Source organism: uncultured Porphyromonas sp., from assembly GCF_947254915.1.
Lineage (GTDB): Bacteria > Bacteroidota > Bacteroidia > Bacteroidales > Porphyromonadaceae > Porphyromonas.
On the sequence record NZ_CAMYEZ010000010.1, the window covers coordinates 16,469 to 29,164 of the forward strand.

A 12,696-nucleotide genomic window follows, 5' to 3' on the forward strand; every position below is an offset into this window, starting at 1 on the left:
ATTGTGTTCTTTTACTGCCCCAAAGATACGGAAAAAGATATACCCAACACACTCATCGCTTGCCACCTCGGGTAGATTTACTACCTTTGCTTTGACTAAAAAGGATATTACGAATCACACAAAAGCATCTACAGATATGCAGATAGTAGACATCAAAGGACGCGAGATACTAGACTCGCGCGGCAATCCAACAGTGGAGGTAGAGGTCATCCTAGATAGCGGAGCCATGGGGCGTGCCGCTGTACCCAGTGGAGCCTCTACAGGGGAACATGAAGCACTCGAGCTACGTGACGGCGACAAGAGCCGTTACCTCGGCAAGGGCGTCCGCAAGGCGGTCGAAAACGTCAACGAGGTGATCGCTCCAGCTCTCTTCGGCATGAGCGCACTCGAGCAGCGTGAGATAGACCAGAAGATGATAGATCTAGATGGTACAGAGACCAAGAGTGTGCTCGGTGCTAACGCTATCCTAGGCGTCTCGCTAGCTGTCGCTAAGGCTGCTGCTGACGAACTAGCTATACCGCTCTACCGCTACATCGGTGGCGTCAACGCACACACGCTCCCCGTGCCTATGATGAACATCATCAACGGTGGTGCACATAGCGATGCTCCCATCGCTTTTCAGGAGTTTATGATCCGTCCCATCGGTGCCAAGAGCTTTAGCGAGGCGCTCCGCATGGGTGCCGAGACATTTCACGCACTCAAGAAGGTGCTCCACGATCGTGGACTCAGCACTGCCGTAGGTGACGAGGGTGGTTTCGCTCCTAAGCTCGATGGCGTAGAGGATGCGCTCAATAGCATCATCGAGGCGATCCATCAGGCTGGCTACAAGCCTGGTAGCGACATAACCATCGCTCTTGACTGCGCCGCTAGCGAGTTTTACCATGAGGGCGTCTACAACTACGCCAAGTTTGAGGGAGAGAAGGGTCAGCAGCGCACTCCCGCCGAGCAGGTCGCTTACCTAGAGACACTCGTCAGCAAGTACCCCATTGATAGCATCGAGGACGGTATGGACGAAAACGACTGGGAGGGCTGGCATATGCTCACCGAGAAGCTTGGCAATCGCATCCAGCTCGTCGGTGATGACCTCTTTGTGACCAACGTAGAGTACCTCAGCCGAGGCATCAAGGAGGGTTGCGCTAACTCCATCCTAATCAAGGTCAACCAGATTGGCTCGCTCACAGAGACACTTGATGCCATTGAGATGGCACATCGTCACGGCTTCACAGCGGTCGTATCGCACCGCTCAGGTGAGACCGAAGATACCACCATCGCTGACATCGCCGTAGCAACCAATGCGGGACAGATTAAGACCGGATCACTAAGCCGTACCGACCGCATCGCCAAGTACAACCAGCTACTACGCATTGAAGAGGAGCTCGACGCACGGGGCACATACGGATATAGCCGCCTACGCTAGGTAGACAGAGACTGCCGTCGGGCATCCTCGCTCCAAATACGACAGTAATCAAGCAACTAAATTTACACACCACGGAGGGAATTAATTTCCTCCGTGGTTGTTTTTATATTATTAGGCGAGAAACGGACAAACTCTTTCAAAGTTTCATTTTCCACCAAGCTCTCCGCAAATTTCTCCGGAGAAACCGTCCGTTGCATCAAAAGCAAGACGTGCAACGATTGTAGGGACGCCCCTCCGACTTGACACACCCGTGTGTCCTGCGGAGATGTGGCTTGCTCTTGATAGTTAAATCTACGGCTTGATGGTTGAATCTACGGCTGTTGAAAATTAGTCTTATCTTTGCTGTTGGGGGGGGAGGACCTTCCCTCCCAATACTACTAATCTAATACACCTATAACGAACCTATGAAAAGAACTCTATTTATGGCGCTACTGCTGACTTGCAGTGCTGCACTTTTTGCCTCTTGTGGACCGACGAAGAACTGGGACCTTAGTGAGCGGTGCTCAAAATTCCTCAATCAGCGTTACGCCAACGCACGCATCCTAGATGTGGACTACGACGATGGTATGGTTGAGGTGGAGATACGGCACGAAAAGAAGAATAAGGAGGTGCTCTTCACCAATTCCTGCGAGTGGGTCTCCACGAGCTGGGATGTCGCTCAGAGAAATGTACCCACCGTCGTCATGAAGGCGCTCCAGAAGAAGTATCCCAATGCACGCATTGACGATATTGACTTCATTGAGATGCCTCGTGGCTCTTACTATCGCTTTGAGATAGAGCGGAGAGGTCAGCAAGATGAATATGTCTACATCACGCCTCAGGGGGTGATCACCGAGGTACGCGTCTATCACAAGTAAATCCGCTAGCTAGCACATAGCCACAACGCACAAGGCGGACTAGACGGCAGTGTCTAGTCCGCCTTGATGTGTCATATCCGCCACTCGCCACGCTCGGATATCTACCCGAAAAGAGACTGTTGACTTTTGCAACAGTCTCAAATCACCATTTCCTCGGGAGGAATTTCTAAACCTCCACCGAGGAACAAAAAAACTCTTCCGAACTTTCATTCCTTTCTTCCGAACTTTCATTCCTTTCTTCCGAAGTTTCATTTCATTCTTCCGAAGTTTTATTTCCTGGCTCCCTGGAGAATTTTCGTTTGCTCCCTGGAGATTTCCGATTTCCTCGGTAGGCGAGACGTGTAACGGTTGTAGGGACGCACGATCTGTGCGTCCGTTCCCGTTAAAACCAACGTTCGCTGTAACCTTTGATACAACGGACGCCCTCCCACTAAACACTCCCGAGCGTCCCTACAAAGGGCTACACGTCCCGAGCGTCCCTACAACCGTTACTCGTCCGATCCCTCCGATCCCCTCTAAAAAGACTAGAGGCACTGGTACCCCCCCACGAGCACCAGTGCCTCTAGCTACTAATCTCTAACTTCTAATCTCTAATTTTCTAACCTCTAATCTCTAACTTCTAAAAACTCTATCTCACGACGAGCGTCGCACGGCGTGCGACACCGTCCGTGCCGACAGCCTCAACGACGTAGCTGCCTGACGAGAGGAGGATACGCTCGCTGTACTCCGTCAATCCAGGTAGCGACTGCGTGTAAACCGTGATACCGTCACCCTGTACGAGACGTAGGGATGACATCTCCTGTGCCGTGCGGACGGTCAGCATACCCTCGCTGTACTGCGCCTGTAGCTCATCTGTAGGCTCTGCTATCGGAGCAACCGACGTAAAGTCTCCGTCCACACGTAGCTCCAGACGCCCTTCACGATCATCGGGGAAGAGCTTGATCTGGCAACTCTTACCACCCGTCAGGTCATGCTCCAGGCCGCTCTTGTGGTCTATCAGACGAGCCGTCACGACATGTCCCATCACACTACCGGCGAGCGAGAGCGTCACGTCGATTGGTTCAGAGACCTGTGTAGCTAGCTGGTAGTGACCCGTAGCCGCATCGTCAGCATAGAGATCCTTATGGAGACCATCCGTAGAATCAATGATAGCGATCGAAGGATAGCTACCGTCACTGCTCAGGAGCATTTTGTCGACCGAGCCAGACTCGGAGCCATAAGCGACAAGCGCACGATCCTTGCCGAGGAGGCTCTGCAGCGTCAACGACAGGTAGCGCAGTGTCGTAGCTGTTGGGGCGACAGTGGCACTACGTAGGGGCTTCTTCTGTTGCGTCTGCGTACCTATAGGCACAATTAACTTCGGGAAGATTAGCTCCACCTTAGGTCCGACGCCATCCTTGGCCTTCACAACAAAAGCTGACAGAGGTGCCACATAGCGTCCATCTACACTAGGAGCTTCTGAATAAAAGGTTGTCACCTTGCCCGTTAGTCCGAGACGTGACTGTCCCGTCGGGTAGGAGGTTACCTTAGCACGCATCTGTCTAGCATAGGGCTGTAGGGTCGTCTTATTAGCCTCTAGGAATTCCTTTAGATCGATCGTCGACATAAAGGGATTGCCCACCATAACTTCTTGAGCAGGGGTGCCAAAGTCCACCTCCAGCTTATAGCCCTCCTTACCATCAGTGAGCTTAGGGATACGCTGCGTCTTCGGGTCCTCAAAGATAAAGCGATAAGCCACCTTGCTACGCTGAGCGTATGAATAGTAACCACGGAAGCGCTTTGTCTTGCCATCGAAGTACTGGAAGCGACTCTGCCCCGTGCTAGCATCATAAGTCTGATGATAGAAAGGCTTCGCTACGTCAGGTCTGTCGAAATATGGTAGCTCCAAGATACCACGGCGCTCCATGATAGCGCTCTTACCCTCTCGGCTCTTAAAGCCCTGCTCATCATTAGCTACGACTAGTCCGATGCTGTTATTGTTGCCCGCCATCGAGATAGACTGTAGTGGCGAGGGATCGTTGAAGGCGCTAGCGTCAAACGTTGCCACCGTACTACTGCCCGCAGGCACCGCCTTGAAACCAAGCTGATAAGTATAGGGCGAGGCACTGAAGCTGTAGTCGCCCGCATAGATATCGTAGAGCGGAGCCGCCAGCAGGTAGAGACTGTCACGCCTATAGAGACGGACATCGGAGGCAAAGTTCTCTTGAGATGTATAGATTCTCAAGTCACTTGCGTAGTCACCCTCGTTTCCAAAGGTAGCAGAGTTCCGCCCCGAGGCGTTTTTATTCACTCCAAAGTTGTAGCGTACCATGGCACGCTGATAGGTTAGCTGGGGGATGTCGTACACCTCAGCTCCTGAGTGGAAGGTGATATCAGCACAGGTTGGCTCGCCAAAGGTATCTCGGAGTGTCACGTCAGGAGATAAGTCTGGAGCGGGTGCCCATAAGCGCTTGTTTGTCTCATCTTGATATAGCGTCCTGACAATATGTACATGGGTGCAGGAGGACGGAACCGCCTGAGCTCGGTAGAACTGCCCCTCGTGCAGGAATAGCCAGTTGTCGGGGTTATTCCAGTCATAGGTCTCACGAGCTGCCAGTACACCTGGATCAACTTTTATCCCAGCGGGACCATTTGGTAGTGGCGACACGGCACTAGACACGCCCTTACCAGAAGGCATTTGTTGTGGTGTAGCTTGAGACTGTTTGGCAACTACAGGCAGCGTTGCTGACAATTCAACGTCTATATCTACATCTTCCCAAGGTGCCACTGAAGTCATCAGACCGACTATCTTTTCAGACTGCGGCATCCACCAGAGCTCGTCAGGAGATACGGGGATAATACCCGTCTGTGGCTGTAGCTCAATACACCTAGTTCCTTCAACGGTCAGCGTGTAGGTGTTATACTGCGCCTTACCGTTGACTACACGGGGAGCGGACACCTTGCGACGGATAGTACGACCCGTAGCTCTATCACCATCGTCAAAGGTCCACTTGTATGCACTGTCCGACACACCTAGATTAGTTGCCGTCAGGGTAACCACATCGCCAGGGCAATAAGGTCCCTTTGGAGAGACGGTCACCGAAATGCCCTCAGAGAGGTTCTCGAGCTTGACGGTAAACTTCTCCGTTTGCATCTTCTCTTCACCACATAGACTGGTTATAATCTCCAGCCTATACTCATTCTTGAGCTCACTACCCGACTGGTCAGAAAACTCCCAGCGAACCATCAGATCTTCGGGCAACTCCTCAATCTTTGAGCTCATAATGACCTTATCTCCATCTTTGAGTACCACGGTACCGACCTTGTTCGGGATATTGATGAGCTTAAACTCCATATAACCCGTCTTATTAGGGCAACGATATCCTACGTAGGTAGGACGTGCGTACGAGGGAGTCAGGCCCTCCCTTTTTATAGGCACATTAACATCGATGGTTGAGTCATCCCAAGGCCATGCCCACCAAGCATTCCACGAAAAGCCATCCTCACCCCAATCATCTTGGTCATTGGTTGGATCGTATCCAACAAGAGGTAACTTGTAATAACCTTTACCGACATTCCCTCTCTCCAGCTCTCCTTTGACAAACTGGTTGACACCAACGGAGTCTACCTTGTGAGCCCATTTGTTACAATCGTAGTCTATCCACTGCCAACTAGGTTTTGGATAGAAATAGCGGAAGTTAAGCGTGACTGGGAGGTCTACATTTTTGATAGGGATATAGAACTTGGTATGATCTAGCTGCTTACCCTCACGATCATAGGGGTAAAAGTAGAAACGCTTTGACTTACCTCCAGGAAGACCTGAGACTAGGAAGACAACGTTGCGAGGCTTACCAGTCTTCTTGTCTATACCATAGTCCAGACGACCATCAGCAAAGGGGTAGACGCGCACCTCATCACAAGAAGTTCGATCCACGACTGGGTTAATGAGCTCCGTGAGTTCAGGATTGAAATCTGGCTCACTCATATTCAGATTAATATAGAAGGACTCTCCAGGCTGACAGGGATGCTCAAACTTCAAGCGATAGACACCACGAGGCATCGGATGATTCTTCAAGTATTCATCCATCTTTGAATCGTGAGCAATGACACCTTTAAGAGCAGTTGGATTAGCAGAGTTATCTTCGTAAGGGTAGACTACGCGCTCTCCATTTTTGCCTACCTTATAGATAAATCTAAATGGGTAGAACTTCTCGGGCGTGCCCGTGCCACCAGGACCTGTGAAGGTGTTGGACATCTTGATCTTCTCTCCCAGTCCTATCATACCACCTCCATAAGGATTTTTTACGTTAGTCGGATTAGGGGTACGGAAATAGTAGCTCTCGCATGCACGGCGATAATCCTCATACCCCTCTGGAGCCTGAACGAGTGTAATCTCCATGCCAGCCATAGCGTTGAGAGACTGGCCATAGAAGGTGAAGAGATAGGTGTGATAGCCTGGGCTTAAATAGGCAATAAACCCAAGGTCTATCCTATCCGTCATCGGCTGAGGCAGGTGGGCGTAGATGCTAGAGAAGTCGTAGAGACGATTCTCTGTAGGCTTCTTATTCGTGGGGGCTAGGATGAGGCTAGGCTTAGGCGTGATGGGCTTGCCATAGAGGTCTGTTCCCTCTACCTCGACGTAGTAGCGCTTCGTCGGGTCATACCCAGCAAAAGTATATCGCTTGTCTACTAGTGTTGAGATGGATGACCCAAAATCCTCTGATATGTGTACGGGCTTAGTTCCAGGAGCTGGTTTGCTCTCGCCATCGGCTAGCTCATAATACTTAAATCGTAGTGTACAAAAGTTCCGCCCTTGGAACCATACGATCTGACCTATCGAACAGTCAGAGGTGTCTTCCGTCTCAAGAATCTGAAAGCGTCCGCCTCCAGACTCTCCTCCACCTACATAGTCTAAGTCCACTCGGACTGGAATGGTGATGTAGTCGTTACACCCCTCGTTGGGCCGCTTGAGGCGTATCAGCAAGGCTGCTGGAAGAGCCTTTTGCTCTTCAAGCTCTTGGAGTGACATAGACTGAGGTAACTTGTAGGAGAGATCAAGCTGAATACCATCCGGAGACTCACTAACATAAACTTCAGAAGGAGATCCCTTCTGGTCACTCCAAAGTAGAGAGCTGGCATCTAGAGTTCCATTCGTGAGCTTCTCATACTCTAGCTGGGTGACAATAGCCACCTCGTAGTTCTTAACGAAGGTAGAGGGGAAGGAGTCCGCATACTCAGGGAAGTATCTCTCTGAATCTCCTTGATAGCCCCTATTCATCTCCTTAAAGAGTTCGCGTAGTCCTAACTTTTCTTTATTAAAGTTCGCACTAAGCTCAACAATGTTTCCTGAGCAACCTCTACCGCTCATCTGTTTAATATCAAAGGGGATCTTGAGATCCGATGGCACCGTAGGCAGGTTGGTCGTAGGTCCATAGACGGCGAACGACTTGGCAGTAGTCTCTCGACAGTCACTCTCTAAGGTGTATTCGTAGGTACCTTGTGGTAGTGCCCCGCTATACTCAAAGTGGTAGAGCGTTGTGTCTCCCTTGACCTCCCGCTTAGTGGGTTGCATTGTCTTAGCACCCATAAAGGTGGCGGGTGCCTGCTTAATATTCAAGACGGGAGGTCTCTGCGTACCTCCTCGCGCTACGATATGAAAGCTACCGTACGGTCTACAAGGCAAGCGATAGGCATCAAACTTCACCTGGGTCTCTTCCAATGCTACATACTTGTTCTCAACCTCTACTTTCACAAAGTCTTGAAGCGTGGTTTCAATGACAGGATGATTGACTTTCTTCTTAGGAGTAATCCTAATATAGATCTTATAGTCTGCTCGTCCTGGCAGCTGCTCTAAGCGAAGAGCCCCTTTCACGCCCGGAGCCTCCTTGTAACCCTTGGTGTAGCTGTTACCCGTCTTATCCTTGACATCGTACTCTACCTTTTCTATCTGAGAAATATCTAGAGCAGTCCTTCCGAAAGCGGCGAGTAGACTAATCTCCATCGTACCCTCATTCTGACAATAAGAGGGGGTCGTCACTATTTCGAACTGGTAGTTCCAATCCAAATCGGCACCTTGAAATATCTTCTTCTGCGCAGAGAGCGCGGAGAGCGACAGAAGGAGGAGAAGGAGGGAGAGGGTGATGTATCTATATCGTTTCATAGCGTATGAGACATAGGTTGGATAAAGGGTATCTGCGTCAAGGCACGACTACTCAAAGTCTTGCTGCGTGATCTTGATCTGGTACCACGTATTGCGGATGACGGAGTAGGTGCTCACACCCGCATTGTTTGCTGCGAGCTGACCTTTCTCTTCCGAGGTACGATCATCAAATTTGTCTTTGATCGGGTGCCGGCCAATCTGATAGCCATTGCGGTGCTTGGGGTCCCACTCATTGACCTTGAAGGTGAGCCTGAGCTGCATCGCTGCCAGCTGGTCGGGCGTTTTCTCCGCTTCGACATTCGTCTGGCGGATGAACTCTGGGACGTAGATCGTCGTGTAGTAGTCGGAGCACCTAAGCTCGCCGATAGCGTGACCAGTGCTTGCGGTGCTAGCCATATTGCGCTGCACCTTGTTCTTGTCCCGCTCTATATAGTAGCAGTCCTGCCCTTTCTGAGGATCCCGATAGTAGTTGGAGCTGATGGGACTGTAGAGCGTTGTGGTCCACTGGTCCTTGTCGTAGTAGCGCGAGGCGAAGAGGGAGAAGTAGCGTGGCACGTTGTACAGTGCCATCTCAAAGTCGTCTATATAGTCTAAGACAAGCATCTGATCCGACTTGGGGTCGCCCAGCACTTTGTTGGCAATCATGTCGGGCATCGTGATGTCGACACGTGCTAGGACACGAGTCAAGCGCACGGGGTGACGCTCAGTAGGCGTGGCGAGGAAGCGGTACGGATCCCGCTCGGTGCCTTGGCCCAGCATCTGCTTGATCGCATCGAGAGAGACGTTGGGACAGATAGCGGTCATCGGGATCAGGTCATCCTCAGCACCACCCTCCGCTAGCTTAGGCATGAACTCCGGCTGCCAGGGGATCTTCGTCAGCTCGGGAAGGGTGTAGAGCTGTCCACGCTCGGTGACGCCCTGCAGGGCTGTCGTCAGGTTGTAAGTCTTCGAAGCCTCATTGGCAACGAAGTAGAAGTCAAAGCTCTTTATCTCTTTGGGAATCATCACGGGATAGCTCCAAGAGATGTTGTCGTCCGTTGGTTGGCGAAAGCCACCCAAGATTTGGTTGACCAAACACTTACCCGTAGCGTGGTCGAAGACGAGGACACGCACAGTCTTGATCATATCTTCCGCATTTTTGAGCTTCTTCTGGAGCTCAGGTAGAGGCACCTCTCCCTGACGGAAGGTAGACTGCGGGGCTAAGTTCATTGAGAGGTAGAAGTCACCGCTCTCCACTTCTGGTGGACAGGCGGAGGGGTCATCGTATACGCAACTGGTCAGACCTGTCAGGCCAGCCAGCAGGAGCATAGCGGAGAGCAGCCACGCAAGGATCGTGCGGGAGCCTCCTTGTATGCTATATCTATTGCACTTCATCATGGCCTTGCTACTCTATACTTACATTATATCTTATGGTCCTGCGAACGAATGAGCCAAGTATTGATCCATACGTTCACCGCTAGGAAAGTCTCTCGTGTGACTGGCTTACCATCGAAGGCGAAGATGATGACGTAGCGATCCTCACGATCGAGGAACTCTTGATCGGAGAGCTTGTTGTTCGCATAGAACTTCGTCTGTAGCAGTAGCGACAGCAGATCCACGTTGAGGAGTTCCTCACCCGTAGCGCGCTCGGTGATGATGAGTCGCTGCTTTTGGTTGGTCAGTAGGCGAAGGGTGTTGAGCTCCACAGCGATACCGCCCGTCCCCTTGAGCTGCTCAGCATAGTAAGGAGTGTAGGTGAGGACATCGTCATTGAGCACCTCGCCAGCGCCGTTGTAGCGACCGTTGGGTGCCGTGATGCGGAAGTCGTAGTTCTCGAGCTTGATGTTGGACTTACCACCCTCCGAGAGGTCCTGCATGACGAGGCGGATGCTGTTGGTCCACTTAGCCATCGGGACGACGATGAGCCGGCTCCCATCGCCTTGTATCTTAACCTCCTTGGAGACACCATAGAGTAGTGGTGGCAGCTCGGCGGCGATCCGCTTGTCCTCAGCTCTCGAGATCTGTACGAGTAGATCCTTCATGGTTGAGGTGCCGACCTGTAGCTTGCTCTCCTTATATAGGGTACCCATACGGTGACCGCAGAGAGCCATAATGGTGTAGTTGCCTGGGGCAAGCTGTAGCTCGAAGGTCTGCTTCTCCTCGTAAGGAACAGCCGCATTGACCATCTCCGAGACAAAGCGCCCCGCCTCGTCAAAGACGTAGAGATGCACATCCTCAGCCTCGCGATGCCAGCGATCTACGTACTGCATATTGTAATCGTAGCGTAGCTGCACACGGAGGGGGCAGGTGGAGAGATCCTCGTAGATGCACTTGTCGCAAGAGACGAAGCTCCAGCTCAGCAAGAGCATGACTCCTATATATAATAGTCTCGATCGAGATAGACTGTGTGAAACCATAGTGTCAATGTGGGGCTTTAGCCCTCTTTTATGTGAATAGTTCCTATGAGGGGAACATTCAACCCCTCATAGGATAGTATTGCTGTCGATGACGTGTAACCCGCTCAAACTGGTAACCCTTTGTAGGGACGCACGTTCTGTGCGTCCGTTGTGTCCAAGGTTACTGCGTTTAGTCTTTACGATGGGGAGCATTCGTCTCGTTTTGACGGGACGGACGCTCAGATCGAGCGTCCCTACAGCGGGTTACACGTCTCGCAGTTCGACAAGCAAAGTGTACTCAGGGATTATAGAGTGATATCCTGTGTACGAACGATCCAAGGATTGATCGTGATGTCGAAGGCAATGAATACCTTCGTTGGGTCATCGTTACCATCATCCTCAGGTACGACGGTAGGCTCACCTGGACGAGTGATCTCCTTAATGTTGACCTTGTAGATGTTGTTACGAACTACACCGTAGCGACCGTAACCCATCTCCTTGCTAGACTGGCTATTGGTGAAGTGACGGATTAGGTTCGTCTGGTAGAAGCAGATACCATCCTTGTATGCCTTGATGTCACCAAAGACGCCAGACTTTTCAACATCACCATTGTTATCAATCTTCAGAACCTGATCAGTGACAACAGCCTTCTTAAGAGCAGCCTTGAAACCAGCAGGAGTGCCATCGATGTCAATGATAGCATCCTTCGTGCCATCCTTGACGATAGCTACGTACTCCTTCATCTTAGCAGTCGTGATGGTAAAGCCCTTGTAGCTGTACCATGTAGCAGTAGCCGTAAAGGTCATACCATCATGATCTGCAGGCTTCCATGTACCGCTCAGAATGAATGAAGTGGTCTGATTGTGCTTCTGCTGATCAGCGTCCATCGTGTTCTCTAGACAGTACTCACCCTTGTCAGATGCGAAAGTAAGATCGTTCTTTAGAGTTAGCGTGTTGTCGCCTGTAAATGAATTGAAGTCAGCAGCTACGAAGCTCTGGTAGTTAGGATCCTTAGCATAGCGGTTGATGCGCGTGCTAGCGTCAGCAGCGGTCTCCATTTCAAAGTTGTCCATAGTAGTTACAACCTTACCAAACTGACGGAAGATAAAGGTCTTCTTGTTGGTCGTGTTGAGTTGCCACTTTGCATTGGTGAAGGTAACACCTTTAGGGAGCTTCATCTGAGCATCTTGATTTACGAACACCTTAGCGAGGATACGATCTACACTGACTGCTACAGGAGCACCCTCAGCAGCGTCCTGAGTCGCTTGGAGCTGTGTAGCTTTGACCTCTACAAGGCCACGATCGTTAGTCATTACGATGGCCTCTCCGTTTTGAGACAGCTCTTTTGGATCGGACTCGATAGCTAGCATAGCATCCGTAACAGACTTACCGACCTCAGTAGCAGCCGAGATCTTAGATGTTGGGTTGATGATGGCAAGCATCTGATATGCCTGCTTGACTACCTCCTTACCCTTAGTCGTGAACTTAGCAGCAGTAGCAGTACCTGAGATATCCCCAGTAGCGGGGTTACCACCAGTAGCTGAGATGTTGTAGTCTAGGCTATACTTAACCTGACCACTAATAGGATCATAGAGTACGACGCGAACATTCTTGATAGCCTGCTCTTTGTCGGTACCCTTGTAGAAGTCTCCGTGGCTAGCACCAGCTACATCAGCTGCATTTGCACGCAAACCCTCATCAGGGAGATTGAACGTAAATGAGACATAAGCATCGCCTGCCTCAGCCTTTGGTTGGTTCTTGTCGTTCTTGCAGCTTGCGAAGAGCAGAACTGCTGCGACAGCCAACGCTGCATAGATAAACTTCTTCATAGTTGAATTGGTTTGTTAGTTGATTGATTAGAAAATATATTCTAGGTGCGAAAGTACGACAGACAACCCACATAAGAGT

The 12,696-nt window shown here is 50.9% G+C and carries 6 protein-coding genes; 2 read left to right on the forward strand and 4 right to left on the reverse strand.

Going from position 1 to position 12,696, the window contains the following annotated elements:
• The first annotated feature begins 136 nt into the window (after positions 1-136).
• On the forward strand, positions 137-1,417 hold the full coding sequence (gene eno, locus Q0X57_RS01575) for a phosphopyruvate hydratase (protein WP_297726662.1): 1,281 nt from the start codon (positions 137-139) through the stop codon (positions 1,415-1,417).
• A gap of 404 nt (positions 1,418-1,821) precedes the next feature.
• Entirely contained in the window at positions 1,822-2,274 is a 453-nt protein-coding gene (locus Q0X57_RS01580; RefSeq protein WP_297726665.1) for a PepSY-like domain-containing protein, read from the forward strand.
• A 628-nt stretch (positions 2,275-2,902) separates the two neighbouring features.
• Here the strand turns inward: Q0X57_RS01580 and Q0X57_RS01585 are convergent.
• The 4 genes from Q0X57_RS01585 to Q0X57_RS01600 form a co-directional block, all read right to left on the reverse strand.
• Positions 2,903-8,413 (reverse strand): hypothetical protein, encoded by a 5,511-nt coding sequence (locus Q0X57_RS01585; protein WP_297726668.1) that lies wholly within the window; start codon positions 8,411-8,413, stop codon positions 2,903-2,905.
• 48 nt (positions 8,414-8,461) lie between these two features.
• Positions 8,462-9,790: a hypothetical protein gene (locus Q0X57_RS01590; protein ID WP_297726673.1), complete on the reverse strand. Its 1,329-nt coding sequence runs from the start codon at positions 9,788-9,790 to the stop codon at positions 8,462-8,464.
• Positions 9,791-9,813: 23 nt separating this feature from the next.
• A complete protein-coding gene (locus Q0X57_RS01595; protein WP_297726676.1) occupies positions 9,814-10,809 on the reverse strand; it encodes a FimB/Mfa2 family fimbrial subunit in 996 nt (331 codons plus the stop codon).
• Between the two features lie 284 nt (positions 10,810-11,093).
• Positions 11,094-12,617 (reverse strand): Mfa1 family fimbria major subunit, encoded by a 1,524-nt coding sequence (locus Q0X57_RS01600; RefSeq protein ID WP_297726679.1) that lies wholly within the window; start codon positions 12,615-12,617, stop codon positions 11,094-11,096.
• Positions 12,618-12,696 lie beyond the last annotated feature (79 nt).